Origin of the sequence: Paenibacillus xanthanilyticus, assembly GCF_042682185.1 — a bacterium.
GTDB classification, from domain to species: Bacteria; Bacillota; Bacilli; order Paenibacillales; family Paenibacillaceae; genus Paenibacillus_Z; species Paenibacillus_Z xanthanilyticus.
In genome coordinates this window covers 2,018,569-2,039,570 of the sequence record NZ_JBHUHA010000001.1, presented here as the reverse complement: position 1 = coordinate 2,039,570, position 21,002 = coordinate 2,018,569, and the positions used below count along the sequence as shown (strand labels likewise).

At 55.1% G+C, this 21,002-nt stretch carries 24 protein-coding genes; 21 read left to right on the top strand and 3 right to left on the bottom strand.

What is annotated here, in order from left to right; genetic code table 11:
• Positions 1-20: 20 nt before the first annotated feature.
• Both ACFSKT_RS08550 and ACFSKT_RS08545 read left to right on the top strand, forming a co-directional pair.
• Positions 21-737, top strand: coding sequence for a response regulator transcription factor (locus tag ACFSKT_RS08550; protein ID WP_148928292.1), 717 nt, complete (start codon positions 21-23; stop codon positions 735-737).
• A 3-nt stretch (positions 738-740) separates the two neighbouring features.
• A complete protein-coding gene (locus ACFSKT_RS08545) occupies positions 741-2,192 on the top strand; it encodes a HAMP domain-containing sensor histidine kinase (RefSeq protein WP_377776312.1) in 1,452 nt (483 codons plus the stop codon).
• A gap of 142 nt (positions 2,193-2,334) precedes the next feature.
• Here ACFSKT_RS08545 and serA read toward each other — a convergent pair whose 3' ends face one another.
• Complete coding sequence (gene serA / locus ACFSKT_RS08540) at positions 2,335-3,927, bottom strand: phosphoglycerate dehydrogenase (RefSeq protein WP_377722332.1); 1,593 nt, start codon at positions 3,925-3,927, stop codon at positions 2,335-2,337.
• A 363-nt stretch (positions 3,928-4,290) separates the two neighbouring features.
• Here serA and ACFSKT_RS08535 point away from each other — a divergent pair, with 363 nt between their 5' ends.
• Positions 4,291-4,617 (top strand): rhodanese-like domain-containing protein, encoded by a 327-nt coding sequence (locus tag ACFSKT_RS08535; RefSeq protein WP_377722331.1) that lies wholly within the window; start codon positions 4,291-4,293, stop codon positions 4,615-4,617.
• Between the two features lie 13 nt (positions 4,618-4,630).
• On the opposite strand, the gene ACFSKT_RS08530 is transcribed toward ACFSKT_RS08535, so the two are convergent.
• Positions 4,631-5,554, bottom strand: a complete 924-nt coding sequence (locus tag ACFSKT_RS08530) for a hypothetical protein (RefSeq protein ID WP_377722330.1) — start codon at positions 5,552-5,554, stop codon at positions 4,631-4,633.
• A gap of 113 nt (positions 5,555-5,667) precedes the next feature.
• Between ACFSKT_RS08530 and ACFSKT_RS08525 the strand changes: the two genes are divergently transcribed.
• The 3 genes from ACFSKT_RS08525 to ACFSKT_RS08515 are packed head-to-tail and all read left to right on the top strand — an operon-like array spanning position 5,668 to position 7,374.
• Complete coding sequence (locus ACFSKT_RS08525) at positions 5,668-6,261, top strand: CPBP family intramembrane glutamic endopeptidase (protein WP_377722329.1); 594 nt, start codon at positions 5,668-5,670, stop codon at positions 6,259-6,261.
• 2 nt (positions 6,262-6,263) lie between these two features.
• A complete protein-coding gene (locus ACFSKT_RS08520) occupies positions 6,264-6,539 on the top strand; it encodes a hypothetical protein (protein WP_377722328.1) in 276 nt (91 codons plus the stop codon).
• A complete protein-coding gene (locus ACFSKT_RS08515; protein ID WP_377722327.1) occupies positions 6,529-7,374 on the top strand; it encodes a metallophosphoesterase in 846 nt (281 codons plus the stop codon). The genes ACFSKT_RS08520 and ACFSKT_RS08515 overlap by 11 nt, the downstream gene beginning before the upstream one ends.
• On the opposite strand, the gene ACFSKT_RS08510 is transcribed toward ACFSKT_RS08515, so the two are convergent.
• Entirely contained in the window at positions 7,352-8,287 is a 936-nt protein-coding gene (locus ACFSKT_RS08510) for a polysaccharide deacetylase family protein (RefSeq protein ID WP_377722326.1), read from the bottom strand. The genes ACFSKT_RS08515 and ACFSKT_RS08510 overlap by 23 nt on opposite strands.
• A 193-nt stretch (positions 8,288-8,480) precedes the next feature.
• On the opposite strand from ACFSKT_RS08510, the gene ACFSKT_RS08505 reads away from it, so the two are divergent.
• The 15 genes from ACFSKT_RS08505 to der all read left to right on the top strand — a co-directional run bounded on the left by ACFSKT_RS08505 (position 8,481) and on the right by der (position 20,957).
• A complete protein-coding gene (locus ACFSKT_RS08505) occupies positions 8,481-8,801 on the top strand; it encodes a hypothetical protein (protein WP_377722325.1) in 321 nt (106 codons plus the stop codon).
• A 252-nt stretch (positions 8,802-9,053) separates the two neighbouring features.
• Positions 9,054-9,662, top strand: a complete 609-nt coding sequence (locus ACFSKT_RS08500; RefSeq protein ID WP_377722324.1) for a genetic competence negative regulator — start codon at positions 9,054-9,056, stop codon at positions 9,660-9,662.
• A gap of 174 nt (positions 9,663-9,836) precedes the next feature.
• Positions 9,837-11,087: a Glu/Leu/Phe/Val family dehydrogenase gene (locus ACFSKT_RS08495; protein ID WP_377722323.1), complete on the top strand. Its 1,251-nt coding sequence runs from the start codon at positions 9,837-9,839 to the stop codon at positions 11,085-11,087.
• Between the two features lie 60 nt (positions 11,088-11,147).
• A complete protein-coding gene (gene prsW / locus ACFSKT_RS08490) occupies positions 11,148-11,843 on the top strand; it encodes a glutamic-type intramembrane protease PrsW (RefSeq protein WP_377722322.1) in 696 nt (231 codons plus the stop codon).
• Between the two features lie 67 nt (positions 11,844-11,910).
• Positions 11,911-12,069: a hypothetical protein gene (locus ACFSKT_RS08485; protein ID WP_377722321.1), complete on the top strand. Its 159-nt coding sequence runs from the start codon at positions 11,911-11,913 to the stop codon at positions 12,067-12,069.
• A 106-nt stretch (positions 12,070-12,175) separates the two neighbouring features.
• Positions 12,176-13,510, top strand: coding sequence for a germination protein YpeB (gene ypeB, locus ACFSKT_RS08480; protein ID WP_377722320.1), 1,335 nt, complete (start codon positions 12,176-12,178; stop codon positions 13,508-13,510).
• Between the two features lie 107 nt (positions 13,511-13,617).
• Positions 13,618-14,268, top strand: a complete 651-nt coding sequence (locus ACFSKT_RS08475; RefSeq protein WP_377722319.1) for a flagellar brake protein — start codon at positions 13,618-13,620, stop codon at positions 14,266-14,268.
• A gap of 110 nt (positions 14,269-14,378) precedes the next feature.
• Positions 14,379-14,594, top strand: coding sequence for a hypothetical protein (locus tag ACFSKT_RS08470; RefSeq protein WP_377722318.1), 216 nt, complete (start codon positions 14,379-14,381; stop codon positions 14,592-14,594).
• A gap of 149 nt (positions 14,595-14,743) precedes the next feature.
• The gene (gene cmk / locus ACFSKT_RS08465; RefSeq protein WP_377722317.1) at positions 14,744-15,445 is read left to right on the top strand and encodes a (d)CMP kinase; all 702 of its coding nucleotides are present in this window, start codon (positions 14,744-14,746) and stop codon (positions 15,443-15,445) included.
• A gap of 3 nt (positions 15,446-15,448) precedes the next feature.
• Entirely contained in the window at positions 15,449-16,027 is a 579-nt protein-coding gene (locus ACFSKT_RS08460; RefSeq protein ID WP_377722316.1) for a lysophospholipid acyltransferase family protein, read from the top strand.
• Between the two features lie 93 nt (positions 16,028-16,120).
• Complete coding sequence (rpsA, locus tag ACFSKT_RS08455; RefSeq protein WP_377722315.1) at positions 16,121-17,353, top strand: 30S ribosomal protein S1; 1,233 nt, start codon at positions 16,121-16,123, stop codon at positions 17,351-17,353.
• Between the two features lie 438 nt (positions 17,354-17,791).
• A complete protein-coding gene (locus ACFSKT_RS08450) occupies positions 17,792-18,421 on the top strand; it encodes a YphA family membrane protein (protein WP_377722314.1) in 630 nt (209 codons plus the stop codon).
• Between the two features lie 2 nt (positions 18,422-18,423).
• Positions 18,424-19,350: a YIEGIA family protein gene (locus ACFSKT_RS08445; RefSeq protein ID WP_377722313.1), complete on the top strand. Its 927-nt coding sequence runs from the start codon at positions 18,424-18,426 to the stop codon at positions 19,348-19,350.
• Positions 19,343-19,525 (top strand): capping complex subunit for YIEGIA, encoded by a 183-nt coding sequence (locus ACFSKT_RS08440; RefSeq protein WP_377722312.1) that lies wholly within the window; start codon positions 19,343-19,345, stop codon positions 19,523-19,525. Before ACFSKT_RS08445 ends, ACFSKT_RS08440 begins: the two co-directional genes overlap by 8 nt.
• Before the next feature lie 109 nt (positions 19,526-19,634).
• The gene (gene der / locus ACFSKT_RS08435; protein WP_377722311.1) at positions 19,635-20,957 is read left to right on the top strand and encodes a ribosome biogenesis GTPase Der; all 1,323 of its coding nucleotides are present in this window, start codon (positions 19,635-19,637) and stop codon (positions 20,955-20,957) included.
• The last annotated feature ends 45 nt before the right edge of the window (positions 20,958-21,002 follow it).

Here is a 21,002-nt window from a genome sequence, read left to right as displayed (position 1 = left end):
CGTAAAGGAGCCGGTACGCCATGTCCGAACAGCAGCACCGTATTCTCGTCGTAGACGATGAAGAACGTATCCGCAGATTGTTGAAAATGTACTTGGAGAAGGAAGGCTACGTCATCGAAGAAGCGGAAGACGGGGAAAGCGCGCTTCGGATGGCCAGCGGCAAAGATTTTGATCTTATCCTGCTCGACGTTATGCTGCCTGGCATAGACGGCATCGAGGTCTGCTCCCGTCTTCGCCAGGTGAAGGCGACGCCGGTTATCATGCTCACCGCCAAGGGCGAGGAGATGAACCGCGTGCAAGGATTCGAAGTCGGCGCCGACGACTATGTCGTGAAGCCGTTCAGCCCGCGCGAGGTGATCTATCGGGTGAAGGCGATTCTTCGCCGTTCGTCGGCGACTGCTTTCCTCTCGAAGGAGACGCTCACGAGCAATAACATCGTGTTTCCCCATCTGATCATCGAGCATGATGCGCACCGTGTCATGGCAGGCGGCCACGAGGTTAGCCTGACGCCGAAGGAATACGAGCTGCTGCATTATTTGGCGATTTCCCCGGATAAAGTTTTCTCCCGCGAGGAGCTGCTGAAGGATGTCTGGAATTACGAGTTCTTCGGCGATCTTCGTACGGTCGATACCCACGTGAAGCGGCTGCGCGAGAAGCTGAACAAAGTATCGCCGGACGCGGCGTCGATGATCACGACGGTATGGGGCGTCGGCTACAAGCTGGAGGTCCCGAAGTAACCGATGCTAGGACCGCTATGGCGTAGTGTTGTCGGTAAGCTATGGATGACGATTATCGCCCTTGTGGCCGTCGTGCTGCTGAGCTTGGGCGGGTTTCTGCTGCAGTATATTGATCTGCAGTTCGACGAGAAAACATCGCATCAAGTCAAGGTGCTGTTCGTCTATACCTGCATTATCGGGTTTTTATTGTCCACGTTTTTCGCTTTCTTCCTGTCGACCAAGATTACGCAGCCGCTCATTCAGATGAAGAAGGCGGCGGATCTGATCGCCAAGGGCGAATATCGGACGCGCGTCTCCGTGCGCTCCAATGACGAAATCGGAGATTTGGCCGATACGTTCAACCACATGGCGCAGGAGCTGGATATGCTCATCCGCGACTTGAACCATGAGAAGGATCATTTGGCGAGCGTGCTTCGCAGCATGGCGGACGCGGTGATTACGTTCGACGCGGAAGGGGCGGTCATTCTCTCCAACCCGCCCGGTCAGCAGCTTCTTGACCGGTGGAGCGCGCTCGATTGGTCCGAGGCGGAAGCGTCGGGCAAATATCGGGTGCGCAACCAGGTGCCTATCCCGCTCTTCGAGATCTATCGGAGCGTGCTGCGCAAAGGCCGCGATATGACGGACAAGATCCATGTCCAAAGCGGCGTGTGGTCGGTCGTCATGGCCCCGCTGAAATCGCATGAATCCGTCCGCGGCGCGGTTGCCGTCATGCGGGATGTGACCGAGGAGTCCAAGCTCGAGAAGCTTCGCCGTGATTTCGTCGCGAACGTGTCGCACGAAATCCGGACGCCGCTCTCCATGCTCCAAGGCTACAGCGAGGCGCTGCTGGACGATATCGCCAGCTCTCCCGAAGAACGGCAGGAACTGGTGCAGGTGATTCACGACGAGTCGCTCCGCATGGGACGGCTGGTAAAGGATTTGTTGGATCTGGCCCGAATGGAGGCCGGTCATATGGAGATGAATCCGGTCCACGCCGATTTGTCGGCGCTGCTGCGCCGGGTTCACCGGAAGTTCAATGTATACGCTAAAGAGCGCGGCATCAAGCTGGAGTTGTCGATGGGCGAGGAAGAGCTGGGGATTGAAGCGGGGGACGAGGATAGGCTGGAGCAGGTGCTGACGAATCTGTTGGACAATGCGCTGCGGCATACGAGTACAGGGGCGAGAATCCGGCTGACCGGCCGCTACATCGTCCTGGAAGGCAAACGCTGGGTGTCGGTGGACATTGCCGACGAAGGCGAAGGCATTCCGGAAGAAGACTTGCCTTTCATCTTCGAACGCTTCTATAAGGCGGACAAAGCGCGCAAGCGCGGTGCCACGTCGGGCGGCGGAGGCACCGGTCTTGGCTTGGCAATCGTCAAGAACATTATCGAGGCGCATCGCGGCAAGATCGAGGCCCAAAGCAAGGTCGGCCAAGGAACGACCTTCACGCTGCTGCTTCCTGTCGAAGCGACTTAGAATTTGTTTAAGCACACCGATTCGGTGTGCTTTTTTTGTTGAAGCAAGCCGACAAATCTTGTTGGTCGTGAAACAATTTTCATAGATTAGAAAAAGCGCTGCCTCGGGGGAGACAGCGCTTGATGTAATGCCAGATGAAGAATTAGTAAAGAATGATCTCTTTCGCCTTATTCAAATCCGGCAATGCCGTAACTTCGGCAAGCAGTTCCTTCGGAGCCGCTTTGTCGACGGTGAGCACCATGATGGCGCTGCCGCCGGCGAGTTGACGACCAACCTGCATCGTAGCGATGTTGACGTCGTTGTTGCCGAAAAGCGTACCGATTTTACCAATGATGCCTGGTTTGTCGTTATGCGATACAAGGACGAGATTGCCTTCCGGTGCGACATCGACCGGGAACTTGTCGATTTGCACGACGCGCGGGCCATAGCCGGTCAGCAGCGTTCCCGCAACGAGGCGTTCTTCGGTCTTCGTGCGCAGGCTGACGGAGACCAGGTTCGTAAAGTCGCGCGATTCCTTCGTTTTGTTCACGATGATGTTGACGCTGCGTTCTTTCGCCAGATGCATCGAGTTGACGACGTTGACCTGCTCGCGGCCGAGATGATGTGCCAACACGCCGCGCACAATGTAGCGGGTAAGCGGCTGCGTATCCACATCCGCCAGTTCGCCGGAGTAACTGACTTTGATCTCGGATACCGCGCCTTCCGTCAATTGAGCCGCGAAGCTGCCGAGCTTCTCGCCAAGCGCGAAGTAAGGCTGGAGCGTCTTCAACAGCGTTGCCGGAATCGGAGGCATGTTCACCGCGTTCGTGAATGGCGCGTCGCGCAGGATGTTCAGCACTTGCTCGGAAACGTCGATGGCGACGTTCTCTTGGGCTTCGACCGTGGAAGCACCCAAGTGAGGCGTCACGATGATTTTCGGATGATTCAAGAACGGATGGTCGGCAGCAGGAGGCTCGACTTCGAATACGTCGAATGCCGCGCCGGCCACGATGCCCTGGTCGATCGCTTCCACGAGCGCGAGCTCATCAATGATGCCGCCGCGCGCACAGTTGACGATACGCATGCCCTTCTTCATCACTTCGAATTGGGCGCTGCCGATCATATGCCGCGTCTCAGGCGTGAGCGGCGTATGTACCGTCATGAAATCAGCGTTGCGGACGATATCATCCACGGTGGAAAGGCGAATGCCCAGCTGCTCCGCGCGCTCTTCCGTCATGAACGGGTCATAGCCCCAGATGTCCATGCCGAACGCTTTGGCGCGCTTGGCGACTTCGCTGCCGATGCGGCCCATGCCGAGCACGCCAAGCACTTTGCCGCGAAGCTCAACGCCGACGAACGATTTGCGGTCCCATACGCCGCCGACCGTCTTGAGGTAGGCTTGCGGAATGTGGCGAGCAACCGCCATCATCATCGCGAAGGTGTGTTCACAGGTCGTAATTGTGTTGCCGTCTGGCGCGTTGATCACGATAATGCCGCGCTGCGTTGCCGCTTCGAGGTCGATGTTGTCGACGCCGACGCCTGCGCGTCCGACGACCTTCAGCTGTTTGCCTGCCTCCATGACGCGGGCGGTTACCCGAGTCTGGCTGCGGACCAGCAGGGCATCATACTCGCCGATAACGGCGATGAGCTCATCCTCGCTAAGGTCGGGCTTTTTGTCAACAGCGACGTCGGTAGCTTCCACAAGCTTCTGGATGCCGAGATCGCTGATCGGATCTGATACCAATACTTTGAACATGTGAACGTGCCTCCTGAGCGTTATTCCCGCTTTCCCGGCGTTGCTTTGACCGATTAACGGTTTAAAGCAATCGAGTCTGCGGATTGATTCGGGTGCGGCGGAGTCGCATATGCTAAAAACCCTCGCAAGCCGCTATGTGAAGCGGGGCGAGAGTCTGGCATGCTATCCACTTTAATCATGACCGTAAACTCGAACGTTTTGGCGAATCATGCCGAGAATGTTCGATTTTACGAACACCGAACTGCTATGGTCTCTACTATTTTATAGCAACCTCGTGGAAAAAATCAATGCCGAAACTTGCCCATTTGTGAAAATTTCGTTATGATCAAGGGCAAAAGAAGGCTATAAACAGAGGTGTTTCGCATGGCAGAGTGGCTTCAAATCAGCCCTGAAGAATTTGTCGAATCGTTGGACGCGAACAAAATCAAACGTTCGCAAATTATCGACGTACGCGAGAAGCATGAATGGGATTTCTATCATTTGGAACATTCGACCTGGATACCGATGCAGACGATCCCGATCCGTCTTGAAGATTTGAATCCGGAAGAAGAGTTATATATCATCTGCGCGCATGGGATCCGGAGCGATCGGGTCTGCGCGTATATGAGCGAAAAAGGCTACGGCCGCCTCCGCAACGTTGAAGGCGGAATGGCGGCCGTAGCCGAACTTCGTGGATTTCAATACGATTAAACGATCCAACGCATCAGCTTTCTTCTGGATAGAAGAAAGGGAGCTGCGGTATGACTTCCTTCCCGTATACTTTCGCTTTGCTGTTCAGGAAATCGCCTGAACGAACGGCGTTGGCGTTCACGAGCAAATCGACGACAGCATCAACCGATTTCATTTTCATCTTGGCGGCTTCGCCCGACAAAATGTAATCGTCGACCGCGGACACCAAATCCTGCGGGTAATACGACGTCAACAGCATTCTAGCTTTCATGTGATCGGCCATCAGCTTGTTCTTCACGGTAAGCGGGAGTGCTTTCCACTGGTTAATGCCAAGAATGGACGCAGGCTCGTAAGTAGCCGGAATTTTCTTGTTCACCGTGTTGCTCCAACGCAGCATGGACTGGTAATAGTCCAACTGGCCGGACATGATTTGCTCGACGCCTTCCTTATAGAACGAGTCTTTCTTGAGGGCGACGAGCAGCTCGCCCGTCTCGACGTCCTTCGACGACACCGCGCCCCGGTTTGCGGCTTCGCCGAGCAGCTTCAGCCCTTTGAGAATCTCGACCTGCGCCTGCTGTAGCAGCGGGGAAGAGCTCGCGATTGAAGCCGTTTGGGCTTGCGCGTATTTCTGTTTGGCGAGGCTTGATAGCTCCTTCAACGCGGATGCCGGCTCGGTGAGCTGTCCGGAGTTCATCTTCTCCATCGTCTTATACCATTCGGATTGAAATTCACGATAAGGTAAAAATACAGTATGATAGAAGGAGACCAGATCTTGCTGAGGGTAAGAGCCAGGCTCCGCCGCGGCGCCGGTGAGATGCTTCGCCTGCTCTACATACTTCGCTTCGGTCTTCTCGGCGCCGATCTTGGCTCCGTAGAAGAAAGCGCCCACGGCTACGATGAGCATAAAGATGAAACCGAGGCTAAAAATGAGTTCTGATCGGGTTAGTCGTTTCTCCATGGTAATCTCCTTCGTCCCAATTTTCGCCAATTTTCGCGGCAGCAATTGTTCTATTAGTATAGGGGAATTCAAATCAAAAGAAAATACGAACCTATTTAGACAGGCGGTAAACTATGAAAAAGCTGGACCTGAGCAAGTTCAAATTGCGGACCGTCTCCATTGATGATATCGACGATCGCATGCTGCTCATTAATTTGTACGCCACGCAAGCTGTTACTTTTATTATCGGTTTGATATGGGTATTTTTTCAGCAGGGAAACCCATTTTTATTATTTTCCAGTCCGGGTACTTGGGAGTTCCTTTATTGGGGAGCCGGATTGGCCGCGGCTGTGCTCGTCGTCGATTTGCTCGTCTCGCGATTCGTCCCCGAAGAGGTCGGCGACGACGGCGGCGTTAATGACCGCATCTTCAAACATCGTGCGGTATGGCACATCGTGCTGCTGTCGTTTATTGTCGCCGTATGCGAGGAAACCTTATTCAGAGGGGGCGTACAGCATCTTATCGGCCCGTACTGGACCAGCATTGTGTTCGCCGCCATTCACGTTCGTTACTTACGGCATTGGATCCCGACCGGGCTGGTGTTCTCGATCAGCTATGGGCTGGGCTGGATTTATGAGCAGACGGATACGCTGTGGGCGCCGATCGCGGCGCATTTCCTAATTGATACTGTGATGGGCTTGATTATCAGGTTTCGGAGGGAACAGTAGGCATGAGCAGAGTGGACAAATTCGGCAGAAAACGCACGCTTGGACCGGAAACAGGGCGAAGACGCGCCGCGGATACGGAAGCATCGGCCGAGATCGCGGCCGCTTCCGCCGAATTGAACAGTTGGCAGGCGGAGGGTGGGCAGCTTCCGTCGCGACGCGACCTATATCCATCCCAGCGTTACAAAATCACGTACTGGTTTTACCGGGTCCTTATTTTCTTGTTTATTTTGCTGGCTGCAGGCCTGCTGATGTGGGGGAAGAAGCGATATGGTCTATAACTTGGCGATTACGGCTGCGGCAGCCATCGGATTGGCGGCAATGGCGTTGTATGCCATGTATCGAAATGCGCACCGGTATCAATTGGATGAACAAATCATGTCGTCGAGCAGGCTTCCGGCCTCTTTTGACGGGGTGAAGCTGCTCTTCGTCTCGGACATTCACGGCCACCGGATTCCACAAGCCGTCGTCGATGCGTGCAGCCAAAGAGGCGATATCGGATTGGTATTGATCGGAGGCGATTTGCGGGAAGGCGGGGTTCCGATCGAAAGAAGCAGGGGCAATATTCGCGCGTTGCGGAATATCGCCCCTATTTATATGGTATACGGCAATCATGACTACGACGACGATATTCGAAACCTGGACGTGATGCTTCGGGAAGAAGGGGTACGGCTGCTAACCAACGAATCCGTCGTGTTGGAGCAAGCGGAAGGCGGCGCGATCAGGCTGGCCGGCGTGGACGATCCGCGCACGAACAGGGAGAATGTGCGGTTGGCGTTAAGCGGCGATGGAGCGGATCGCGACTTGTTCACGCTGCTGCTGGCGCACGATCCCGTCATCGCGGATAGGCTGCTCCCGGATCAAGCTGCCGAAATCGACTATATATTGGCCGGACATACGCATGGCGGACAAATCGTCCTGCCCATTGTCGGTCCGCTGGTCACGACCAAGAATATCCGCATGTATACTAGAGGGTGGTACAACAGGGAAAGCCAAACATCCGGGACGCCTTCGCCTCGGATGTTCGTCAGCTGCGGCTTCGGGACGTCGAAATTCCCGCTCCGTCTTGCCGCCCCCGCACAATATCATATCGTTACTTTGCGGGTTTTGCCTTAGGAGTCGCGTCGATCGCGGCAGGATCGATGAAACCATAGCCTTTTTCCTTCAGCTGCGTAAGCAAGCTGTCCAGCGCGTCCTTCGTCCATGGCAGCTCGTGCATGAGAATGTTCGCGCCGGGATGCAGCTGTTCCATGACGTTCTTAATGACGTTCTTGGGCTTATCCTTCGAGCTGGCGTCCCAATCCAACGATCCGTTAGACCAGGTCATGAACAGCAGACCGGAATCGGCGGCGATCTTCTTCACAAGATCGCCGCCAGAACCGAAGGGCGGTCGGAAGTACCGTGGCGTTTGACCCGTCGTTTCTTTGACGATTGTTTGCACGTCGCCGATTTGTTTGCGTACCGCTTGTTCATCCTCTTTTTTTAGATCGACGTGGTCCCAAGAATGGTTGCCGATCGTCTGGCCTCGGCTGGCAATCAGCTTTAACAGCTCGGGCTTCGCTTTAACACGGTAGCCGTTGACAAAAAAAATCGCCTTTGCCTGGTGTTTATCGAGCGTATCTAGCATTGCCTTCAGCGTCTTTTCGTCCTTCGGCCCGTCGTCGAACGTTAGGAGCACGGCCTTTTTTGCCGCCCCGGAGCCCGCAATGGGATCGAACCGGTAAGCGGCATTCATTGTATATAGCAACGGCGTCTGCTTCGTCTCCTCCGAAGTCTGGGGCTGAGGGTTAAGCGTCTCTTTAATGGAAGTCCCGTCCTGAACCGGCTGTTTTTTCTCCGCGTTGGCGGGCGGCGCGACCGCGTTTGTTTTTGGCGGCTTCGCGCTAAAGTCATTCTTGGCGTCAGCGGAAGATTGGGCATTTGCGCGGGGCGGCTCGTTCGGCTGCTCGGCCGGATTACCGCAGGCGCTTAGAATCGCGACGAGCGCGAGGGTGGAAGCGAACTTGCTCTTATATGCAGGCTTTTGCATGGATTTCCTCCTGAATGGCGAATCTCGCAAAAAAGTTATTTTAATGGAATACCCGTTGGAGCCCTCCTTGTATCATATTTCGAAAATACGCGCGTATACGCAGGTACTCCTTCCTGAATTTGTGGCGGATGCGGGGCTTGCCGCCGCGGCACACTAATCGCGTATCCCAGTTATCAAAGGAGGACTCGCTCAGATGAGAATGACGGGCTTTATTATCGGTACAATTACGGGCATGGCCGCAGCCGCATACTTGTCCAGGAAACGTCCGGGTATGGTCGCTTGGGCCGGCGCGGCAACGGGAGATATCATTTCATCCGTTAAAGGAAAAGCGGTAAGTGCCGTGATGAACCGCAAATTCGGTCAATCAGGTTCCGTACAGCCGACATCGGTGAACAGCACGGGAACGGCCAATTCAGCCGAATCCTGGGGACAGATCGAGATGATCGTGAACAGCGATCCGGAGTTGAAAAGACAAGCCGAAGAGATCGCGAGCGAGACGCCAACCACGCATTAAGCTTGTATAAAAGAAGAATCGTTCGGGTTTCTGCCGCGTAAGATAGAGCAGGGCCTGGACGATTCTTTTTTTATTCGAATTAGTGCATTCCCTGTACGAAAATGATAACATAGGTACATAGCACGAATTAAGCACACATTGCTCGCTGTTTCATACGCTGTTTACAACAGATACTGTCGCGTTAAGCGCCATATAAGTAGCTGTTTGGTTCCGCGAAACGAAGCAGATGCTTTCGAAGAGGAGGATCCTAACATGAAAATCGAACGACTCAATCAAGACAAGATACGAATTTTTCTGACGTTCGACGACCTGCTGGAGCGTGGGATCCAGAAGGAAGACATGTGGCGCGAAATTCCCAAGGTGCACGAGCTGTTCAGCGAGATGATGGACCAAGCGTATACCGAGCTTGGGTTTGATGCAAGCGGACCGCTAGCGGTGGAAGTATTCGCGCTGCCGGCTCAAGGCATGGTCGTCATCGTCACGCGGGGTAAAGTAGGCACACGTCCCGAAGAACGAGCCGCAGAAGAAGAAGAGAACGACGAGGACGTTTACGAGCTTGAAGTCACGATGGAACAAAGCGACGTGGTATTATATGCGTTCCGTGATTTTGAAGATGTTATCGCAGCCTGCAAACAACTGAACACCGCCGGTTTGTCCGAGGATGGACGGCTGTACGCATACAACAACAAATATATGCTGGCTTTCGAACCTGCAGGTTTGGAACTGCCGCGTTATCAGGCGCTGATCGCGCTGCTTGCCGAATACGGGGAAGCAGCATCCGTCACGACCGCCGTACTGGACGAATACGGCAAGGTGATCATCCCTAGCAAAGCGGTTACGGAGATTTGCGTACATTTCTAACCGAAACAGAAGGCTTCCGGAGCATCAAGCAGCGGGTCCACCGTTTTGCGGATGCTCCTTTTATTGTGTCCGGGAATTTCAAACTTATGAGAATCACGGTGATGGACGCCTCCATCCGCATAGAGAAGCGGGTACCCGCCCATATTATGCATTGAAAAGGTGGTGACGTTTCCAATGAGTGGAACAGAATCGAAGGATGTCCTGCTGTCAACGCAAATCGTAATCGAGGAAGCGTTGCGCAAGCTCGGTTATGGCGACGAAATGGTGGAGCTGCTGAAAGAGCCGATTCGGCTGCTTACGGTGCGCATTCCGGTCCGCATGGACGACGGGAAGACGAAAGTATTCCACGGATTCCGCGCCCAACATAATGATGCCGTCGGTCCGACCAAGGGTGGCGTGCGTTTTCATCCGGACGTGACCGAAGCTGAAGTCAAAGCGCTGTCGATTTGGATGAGCTTAAAATGCGGGATTGCCGACCTGCCTTATGGCGGCGGCAAAGGCGGCATTATTTGCGATCCTCGCAAAATGTCGTTTCGCGAACTGGAACGGTTAAGCCGCGGCTACGTTCGTGCGATAAGCCAGCTTGTCGGACCGTCGAAAGATATTCCCGCGCCGGACGTGATGACCAACTCCCAGGTCATGGCCTGGATGATGGACGAGTACAGCCGAATTCGCGAGTTCGATTCTCCGGGCTTTATTACCGGCAAGCCGATCGTGCTTGGGGGCTCGCAGGGACGGGAGACCGCGACCGCGAGAGGCGTAGCGATCATGATCGACGAGGCGATGCGGAAGAAGGGGATCGCCATCCAGGATGCCCGTGTCGTCATTCAAGGCTTCGGCAACGCCGGCAGCTTCTTGGCCAAATTCATGCATGAAGCCGGTGCCAGAGTTATCGGTATTTCCGATGTGAACGGCGCGTTGTATAATGAGAAGGGACTCGATATCGAATATTTGCTCGATCGGCGGGATTCGTTCGGGACGGTGACGAATCTGTTCCGCGAGACGATTTCGAACGACGAGCTGCTGACGCTCGATTGCGACGTGCTTGTGCCCGCGGCCATCGAGAACCAGATTACATCCGACAATGCCGATCGCATCAAAGCCAAGATCATCGTCGAAGCGGCCAACGGGCCGACGACGCTGGAGGCGACCCGGATCGTCACCGAGCGCGGCATTCTGCTCGTGCCCGACGTTTTGGCGAGCAGCGGCGGGGTGATCGTGTCGTATTTCGAATGGGTGCAGAACAACCAAGGCTATTATTGGTCGGAAGCCGAAGTGGACGAGAAACTTCGGCGGATGATGATCCGCGGCTTCAATCAAGTGTACGAACAGCATCAAACCCGCAAGGTCGACATGCGTCTGGCCGCCTACATGGTGGGCGTGCGCAAGATTGCGGAGGCTTCGCGCCTGCGGGGATGGGTATGACCGTGCATTCATAACCGGTAGCGCGTCCGCTGCCGCCAAATGGAGGTGAGAGATTAGAGGATGCTGCTATTATCGATTCTGACGGCTGCCGTTGCACCGGGCATTTCTCTGCTCATGTACTTCTATTTGAAGGACAGGTACGATGCGGAACCGATTTCGATGGTTATTCGCGTGTTTCTGCTTGGCGTGCTCATCGTTCTGCCGATCATGGTCATCCAGCGCGGACTGCTGATCTGGTTGGGCGATCACAATTTCCTTTTCGCGTTCGGCATTTCAGCGGGCGTCGAAGAGCTGGTCAAATGGTTCGTGCTCTACCACATCATTTATAATCATACGGAATTCGACGAACCGTACGACGGAATTTTATACGCGGTCGCGATCTCGCTAGGTTTCGCCACGGTGGAGAACGTGTTGTACGCCATCTTCCAGCCTGCCTCGTTCGGCTCGTTGTTCGTGCGCGCGCTGCTTCCGGTATCTGGGCACGCATTGTTCGGTATAACGATGGGCTACTACCTGGGCAAGGCGAAATTTGCGCAAGGCGCCCGCGTCAAACAGTTTATTCTCCTCTCGTTATCGTTGGCGGTGGTCGAGCATGGCGTGTACGACTGGATCATGGGTTCCGGCACGGTCTATTGGATTTGGTTCATCGTCCCGCTGATGGCTTACCTTTGGGTGAAGGGCATGCGCAAAATCAACCGGGCCAACGCCAGGTCGCCGTTCCGTTTGCTGCGTCGCGAGGAAGAGGTTAAGCTTTGATCGATCCGTCCATAATAAGGAAGTGGGTTCATGCGAGAACAAACCATTTCCTTTATGGAGGGGCATCATGACGACGCCAAGGGTTAAAGTCACGATACGCTGCAACCGGTGCGGCGAGAAATTCATCCTCCGCGGACGCCGGGAGAAAGGCAAGATCGACACGGGCTTCAAGCAATGCCTGTGCGACAACGCGAACGACTTCGAAGTTGAAGAGCTCGCGCTATAACGGCGCCGCGCCGAGGCAATTCCAGATGTTGAGGAAACATGCATAAAGCTCCTTCGGGCAAACCACACTAATGTCAGGGTTTGCATACGAAAGGAGCTTTTGCCTTATGTACCATCGATTAAGCGCGGTGCTGTTCCCTGTGATGACGCTGATGTTCATCGGGTCGATCTACTGGGGCTATCAGGAGCATCAAGAGAAGAATTCCATTCTCATTAAGGCGGAGAACCAATACCAGCGTGCGTTCCATGATCTCTCCTACCATATGGAGCAGCTGCACAAGGAACTTGGCAGCACGTTGGCGGTCAATTCGACGTCGCAAGCGTACCAGCGCAAAGGCCTGGTGAACGTCTGGCGGCTTACCAGCCAAGCACAGAACGAAATCAATCAGCTGCCGCTTACGCTGCTGCCGTTCAATACAACCGAAGAGTTTCTATCGAAAATCGCGAATTTCGCGTATAAAGCGTCGGTACGTGATCTGTCGAAGCAGCCATTGTCGGAGGACGAATATAAGACGCTCAAGACGCTGTACAAGAACTCGGACGAAATCGCGGGCAATTTGCTGAACATGCAGAGCAAGGTGCTGGCGAACAACTTGCGCTGGATGGACGTGGAGTCCGCGCTCGCTACGGAAACATCGGCGCAGGACAACACGATTATCGACGGCTTTAAAACCGTGGACAAGAAGGTGAGCGAGTATCCGGAGCTCAACTGGGGACCGTCCGTGGCCAGCATGTATCAGAAGCGTTCCGTGAAGATGCTGGGCGGCAAGAAGATGACGGCCGAGGAGATCAAGAAGCTGGCCGCCGAATTCGCGAGCATCAAGGACCCTTCCGCGATCCGCGTCGTCGAGAACGGCAAAGGCACCGAATACGAGTCGTTTTCCGTCTCCGCGCCGATGGCCGGCAGCGACCGGATGATCCAGATGGATTTCACCAAGCAGGGCGGTAAGCTCATTTGGTACATGAATCCGAAGGACGTCGCTGCATCCAAAATCACGGTCGACCAGGCCGAGAAGAACGCCACGCAATTTTTGAACGCGCATGGCTATAAAGGGATGAAGCTGACCAACTACGACGAATTCAACAATGTCGTCTCGTTTACGGCGGTCGGTTCTCAGCAGGGCGTATTGATTTACCCCGAGAAGCTGATCGTGAAGGTCGCGCTTGACGACGGGGAGGTCACCGGCTTGCAGGCGAACGACTATGTCTATGAGCATCACAAACGCAAAATCGCCAAACCGAAACTGTCCGCGGCGGCTGCGAGAAAAGCGCTCAATCCGGGCTTCGAGCGGACGAATGAGGGACTGGCGATCATCATGAACGATTTGGGCAAAGAGGTGCTCTGCTACGAGTTTTCCGGGAAAATAAACGGCGGCAAGTACCGGATCTACATCAACGCGGACAACGGAACGGAAGAGGCGATCGAGCTGCTTCCAAAATAATCGGAACAGTCGGGGCGGGGGACGCAGGCATGCGCCTCCCGCTTTATTTTGTCGCCACATTTCGACAGCCTGTGCTATAATCGGGGGAAACGGGAGGGGTCACCATCATGCTGCCGAAAATCAATCAATTGATCTACTTGCAAGTCGCCTCCTCCGACGAAGAGGAAACGGCTATCGAATACAAAACCCGCATTGCCGACGAAACCGAGGATGAATTGCTGATCGAACTGCCGGTCCAAGAGGGGACGAGCCGGTATAAGCGGTTGTTCATCGGCGACGAGCTGAGCGCATATTACCTGTCCTCCGATGGCGTGAAGCACTATTTCAACTCGCATGTCATGGGTTACAAAGAGGATGTCATTCGGCTCGTTCGCATCCGCAAGCCGGAACCGGACTCCATCACGAAGGTGCAGCGGCGCAACTTCCTGCGCGTCGGCGCCGAGCTGGAGATGGCGGTTCATTTCTCGGGACTGCGTTTCCTCGTGGTGACGGACGATCTCGGCGGAGGCGGCGTGTCGTTCCTGAGCGACGGCAAGCGTCCGATCAAGGAAGGACTTGAGATGGAATGCTGGCTGCTGCTCCCTTACCGCAACGGCAGCGTCGATCACGCGTTTTTTAAAGCGGAAGTCGTGCGTCTGAAGAAGCTGGAGTCCGGCAGATTGCAGATAATGTCGAAATTCACGCGAATCTCGGAGAACGAGCGGCAAAAAATCATTCGTTATTGCTTCGAACGCCAATTCGAGCTTCGCAAAAATTAATCATTCTCCGGTATTCAGCGGACAAACCGTAAACTGTGTGCTGTTACGTGCATAAACGCGCGATTCATCGAAAACACTACTCCCAAGCAGTCGGAAAGGGAGTTGCAGGGATGAAGGTCAGCCAATGGTTTTCGCGACAAAACAAGGTGTCCGGCGGCCGGACGAAACGTCTGATCCGCATCTCGGACGAGGTGTCGAAAATGCTGCAAAAAATCGTAATCACGCTGCTGATTGCCGCCGTGCTAAGCCAACTGGCGCTCCAATCGGCCCCAATAAGAAGGTGGGTGACCGGCGTAGATCGGCTGGAAGGGACGCCCTTTCGGTAGATGTACGTTCTTTGCATCTGCCTCTTTAGTGTGGTATAATTTTCACATTCGCAGGCAGAGCCTGCTTTTTTCTTGACGACTTGGAGCTTTCCCTCTTTCTGGGAGCGGGCATGCAGGTCAGTAACGGTCCCCAAGGAGGTTTAACATCGTTGAGCAAGGATGAGAGGGTCCGCACGGAAAAAATGAACGTGGCCATTGACGGGCCGGCGGGCGCGGGGAAGAGCACGGTGGCGAGAAGAGTAGCCGCGGAGCTCGGATACGTGTACGTTGATACCGGAGCCATGTACAGAGCGGTGACGCTCGCAGCGCTTCGCGAAGGCATAGCCCCGGACGAAGCGGACAAGCTGAAGGCGCTGGTGGCCTCGATTCGAATCGAGCTGAAGCCGGGCGAGCGAGGTCAGACTGTCTACCTGAACGGGGAAGACGTGACGGAAGCGATTCGCGGCCGGGACGTTACGCTGATCGTGTCGCCGCTCGCGGCGAACGAATCGGTGCGCGCGAAGCTCGTGGAATTGCAGCGCGCGATGGCATCCGAGCGCGGCATCGTGATGGACGGCCGGGATATCGGCACGCATGTGCTGCCGGACGCCGAACTGAAGATTTTCCTAACGGCAAGCGTGCAAATTCGGGCGCAGCGCCGCTATCAGGAGCTTCCAGCCGAACAGCGCATTCCGCTCGCGCAGCTGGAAGCAGAGATTGCCGAGCGCGACCGCAGCGACGAACAACGCGAAATTTCGCCCCTTATATGCGCGAAAGACGCCATCGTGGTCGACAGCAGCGAGCTTACGATCGACGAGGTCGTAGCCGTGATTATCGATCTAAGCAGATCCAAAATGGCGGAGGCGAAATAATCGATGTTGTACGTAGTTGTGAGAGGCTTGCTCCGAATGTTTTACGCGGTTGTGTTCCGATTTAAAGCAGTAGGGTTGGAGAATATTCCATCCGAGGGACCAGTCGTGCTTTGTTCCAATCATATCAGTAACTTCGATCCACCGACGGTCGGCATCAAGGTGCCCCGCAAAGTGCATTACATGGCGAAAGCGGAGTTGTTCGACATTCCGGTGTTCGGTCCGCTGATTCGCGGTCTGGGCGCCTTCCCGGTGAAGCGCGGCGGCGTCAGCAAAGACGCGATTCGCAGCGCGATCGGGCTGCTCGAGAACGGCGGCGTCATGGGGATCTTCCCGGAAGGCACGCGCAAGGCGCCGGCTGGCATGGGCAAGAAGGGCGCGGCTATGATTGCCATGCGCAGCAAAGCGACGGTCATTCCGGTCGCGATTATCGGGTCGTATAAGCCTTTCCGCAGAATGGTCATCCGTTACGGCCAGCCGATCGATATGTCGGCCTTCATTCAAGATTCTTCCTCCGATGTGCTGGAGCGGGTAACGGACGAAATTATGGCGAATATCCGGGAAATGGTTCGCGAAGGCTATTAGCAAATGTTTTAGACGGCATGCGGGCGTTGGTGTTTCAAAGCGACCGTATGCGTTTAAATAAAGTTGGGGTATGAATTGAGGAGGTTATTTCAAATGTCAGAAGAAACAAAAGTGCAAGAAAATCAACAAGAGGCCATGGACAACCTTGTGTCCTTAAAGAAAGGCGATACGGTAAAAGGAACGATCGTCAAACTCGAAGACAACCAAGCTTTCGTTAGCCTTGGATATAAATACGACGGCGTTATTCCGCTTCGCGAGCTTTCCTCCATCCAATTGGATAACGCAGCCGAGGCGGTTCAAGTCGGCCAAGAGATCGAGCTGAAAGTCGTATCCATCGATGACGAGAAAGAAAAACTCGTTCTTTCGAAACGCGCGATCGACGGCGAACGCGCTTGGGACGAACTGCAAGCCAAATTCGAAAGCGGCGAAGTTCTTGAAATTACGGTTGCTGACGTCGTCAAAGGCGGTCTGGTAGCGGACATCGGTGTTCGCGGCTTCATTCCAGCTTCCATGGTAGAGCGTCACTTCGTAGAAGATTTCAGCGACTACAAAGGTCGTACGCTGCGCGTGAAAATCAAAGAAATCGACCGCGAGAACAACAAAGTGATCCTGTCCGCGAAAGAAGTGCTGGACGCGGAGTTCGAGCAAAACAAACAAAAAATCATGTCCGACCTGCAAGTCGGCCAAGAAATCGAAGGCACCGTTCAACGTCTTACGCCGTTCGGCGCATTCGTGGACATCGGCGGCATCGACGGTCTGGTACACGTTTCCGAACTGTCGTGGCAGCATGTCGCGCATCCGAAAGACATCGTTTCCGAAGGTCAAGCGGTTCGCGTGAAAGTGCTTAAAGTCGATCCGGCTGCTGGCAAAATCAGCCTCAGCATGAAAGCTGCCGAGCCAGGTCCTTGGGAATCGGCTAACGGCAAATTCAATACGGGCGACATCGTAACGGGTACGGTTCGCCGCATCGTAAGCTTCGGCGCGTTCGTGGAGATCGCACCGGGCGTCGAAGGTCTCGTTCACATTTCCCAGCTGGCGCACCGCCACGTGGCAACGCCGCAAGAAGTCGTGAAAGAAGGCCAAGAAGTGAAGGCGAAAGTCCTCGACTTCAACCCAGCCGAGAAGCGCGTCAGCCTCTCCATCAAAGAGACGGAAGAAGCGCCTGAGCAACCGGCTAAGCCGGAGCGCGCGCCTCGCGAACGCGACAACCGCGACCGTGGTCCGAAAATCGATAAAATCGACAACCCGAACGTAAGCCTGAGCGGCCAAAGCATGAGCTTCACGCTGGCAGAGCGCTTCGGCGACAAACTGAGCAAGCTGAAATAATGATTTAACATTATAGACCGATCACGTTTCGCCTCGCGCGACGTGATCGGTCTTTTTCGTTTTTCATGAAATATAGAGATTTAAAACAGTAAAGCGTGTCCGCGCATGCGGACGATAGCAAAGGTCAGCACCCTAAGATCGGAAAGTCACGCAAAGCAGGAGGACACCACCCAAGGCACAACGTCGTGTAAGAAGCGGGCATGAAGCCTTGTCTGAAAGACAAAGCGAGTCTATACAACGAAAGGACACATCAACGACGGCCGCGTAGAAGGCACGCTTATTTCGGCAGTCCAGAGGGACGAATCCCTCTGGTTCCCCTCCAATGGAGGGGGAAGGGGCGAGGTGATACCAAGGGAAGGGGCGAGGCTACCCCACCTTGGAATGTAAAGGAAACTTCCCGCGCATACTAAAACATCGAGCGAGGTGATCAAAATGGCGATGAACGGCGGAATAACGGCCTTATGGCTGCTTGCGATGGGGGGCATTCTCTATGTGACGGGCTGGCAAAGGCAGGTGGCGGATGGGCTGGCGGGCTGGAAGGTCGCGGCCGTACTGGCCGGAATCGTGCTGCTGCACCACTATCGGATTCCAGTTGGCTGGAGAGGAGTTGAGGTATACGGGAGCGCGGCATGGGCAATGGGCTGTGCGTTCGTCGCGTTGGCTGCCGCGCGGAGCGTGATGCAGTCGTTGTTCGCCACGCTATGCGCGCTGCTCTCCGGGACCGTGTGGCTGTGGATACGCTATATGTACGAGTCGGACCCGGTGTTCGTCTTCTTGCGTCCCGAACTGGATGGACCGGTGCTGGCGGGTTTTCTGGCTGGCGTGTTAACGGACTCGGTCGGCATGCATCTCTACGTCGTCACGGCGGCGGCTGCGATCGCGCCGATGGCAGCGTTATACTTGCCTGCCGCTGCGGCGAGAATCGAAATCGGTTCGCTGGCGTGGTGGGACGGTTTGGCCGTAGCGCTCGTCGGCGCACGATTAACGTGGAATGTGAAGGACGGCTTTCGGGCGATTGCCAAGTGGCTGGGCGAAGGCAGATCCGGTGAGCGGGGAGGGAGCGTTTAACGATGTGGGACCATCATCAATTCGGCCAGCCGCATCATGTGCTGTACGGCATTTTGCTTGGCGTGGCATTCGGAATCACGGCGAGACTGCTGATGCTCCGGACGGATTATCGGCAGTATCCGACCTATCCGCACGGACGAATTATCCATATCTCGCTCGGCGTCATCGCGGCCGCGTTGGGTGCCGTGGCCGTGCCGGCTTTATATAAGAAGGACTACACGGCCATTACATTTCTGACGCTGGCTGCGCAGCAATTCAGGGACGTGCGCAATATGGAGCGCAATACGCTGACGAAAATCGACAGTCTGGAGCTGGTCTCGCGGGGCGCGGCCTATATTGAGGGGACGGCCATGGTATTCGAAGGGCGCAATTATTTGGTCATTCTCACCGCGCTGCTTACTTCGCTCGCCTCCGTTTCGCTCGGGATTCCTTTCGGAGTGGTGGCGGGAATCGGCTCGCTGCTGATCGTCCGCGCTTTAAAATCGGGCAAGTCGATCTCCCATATCGCCAGCGCCGCAATCGCGCCGGTGAAGGTGGATGGGCCGGATTTGTTCGTCGGCGACATCTACATCATGAACGTGGGTCTCTCCTCGAACCAGCAGCTGATCGCCGAACGCGGCATGGGCATTATTTTGAAGCCGTTTAACCCGAATGGGAAAGCGACGCTCAGTAATTTGGGACAGCGCCAGGCGATTTTATTCGATCTGTGCACGATACTGGGTGTATACCGGGACGACGGCGAGCCGGCGCTCATACCGATGGCCAAGCTGGATATGAAGGACGGCCGATTGGCTATTTTCCTTCTACCGCAGGAAGAGGATGAGGCAAAGGCGCTGGCCGTCGTCCAGCGGGTGCCGATTTTGGAATCCGCGGTTCGGATGCCGACGGAAGCCAGCGTGAACAAAGGAGAGAACAAGCAGCATGGCTAAAATCGTAGCCCTTGTCACGACCAAAGGCGATGCCGTCGCGGGCGGCGCCCCGATTTTTGTGGAACCCGACGCGGAAAAACGCGAAATGACGGCGTTCTTGCTGGAAAAGATACTTGATGCCACGGCGCATGATCTGAAGAACGGGTCATTTATACTGGTCGACCACCGTGACTAATGAAATGTTAGCCAAGGCCGTTGTTTTTTGCTATGATGGAAGGCGTGAGTATTTTGATAAACAGACGTAAGCGTTACAGGGCGGCTGTTTAGCTTGAGGAGTGAAATCAATGTCTAAACCCATCATCGCCATCGTAGGGCGGCCGAATGTGGGGAAATCTACAATTTTTAACCGTGTCATTGGTGACCGGTTGGCGATTGTGGAGGACAAGCCTGGCGTTACCCGGGACCGGATCTATGGCTCCGGCGAGTGGAACGGCACTGCCTTCAGTATTGTGGATACTGGCGGTATTGAAATTGACGGAGAAGATGAAATCATGAAGTCGGTCCGCATGCAAGCGGAACTGGCTGTTGAAGAAGCGGATGTCATCATTTTCATGGTCGATGCCAAAGTCGGGTTGACCCACGCGGACGATGAAGTCGCGCAGATGCTGCTGCGCTCGCGAAAGCCGATTGTCGTCGCCGTGAACAAAGTGGACAATTTTAACCGGCGTGAAGATATTTATGAATTTTACAACCTGGGCTTCGGCGATCCGATCGCGATCTCGGGCTCGCATGGTACCGGAATCGGCGATCTGCTGGATGCGGCCGTCGAGCTGCTGCCGGAACCGGAAGAAGAGGTGTACGATGACGATGTTATCCGCGTCGCGCTTATCGGTCGTCCGAACGTCGGCAAATCGTCGCTCGTGAACGCGCTGCTCGGCGAAGAACGCGTCATCGTCAGCAACGTGGCGGGGACGACTCGCGACGCCATCGATACGCCTTTCGAGAAAGACGGGCAGAAGTACGTGCTCATCGATACGGCGGGAATGCGCAAGCGCGGCAAAGTGTACGAAACGACCGAGAAATACAGCGTTATGCGCGCCTTGAAGGCGATTGAACGCGCTGACGTCGTTCTTGTGCTCATTAACGGCGAGGAAGGCATCATCGAGCAGGATAAGCATATTGCCGGCTATGCGCACGAAGCGGGCAAGGCGTCGATCTTCGTCGTGAACAAGTGGGATGTCGTCGAGAAGGACGACAAGACGATGCAGCAGTTTACGAACTTGATCCGGGATCACTTCCTGTTCATGACGTACGCGCCGATCGTGTATTTGTCCGCGAAGACGAAATCGAGGCTGCACAAGCTGCTGCCGGTCGTGAATCACGTCTCCGAACAGCATTCGCTGCGCATCCAGACGCATCTGCTGAACGACGTCATTTCCGACGCGATCGCGCTGAACCCGCCGCCGACGGACAAAGGCAAGCGGCTGCGCATCAACTACGTGACGCAGGTGGCCGTCAGACCGCCGACGTTCGTGTTGTTCGCCAACGATCCGGAGTTGATGCATTTCTCGTACGAGCGTTATCTCGAGAACAAAATCCGGGCGGCGTTTAATTTCGAGGGCACGCCGGTTCGTATTTTCACCCGTCGGAAATCCGATGAAGATTAGGTCGACGATACGTCGGCCTTCTTCTTTATGCACGCGGCATTTTTC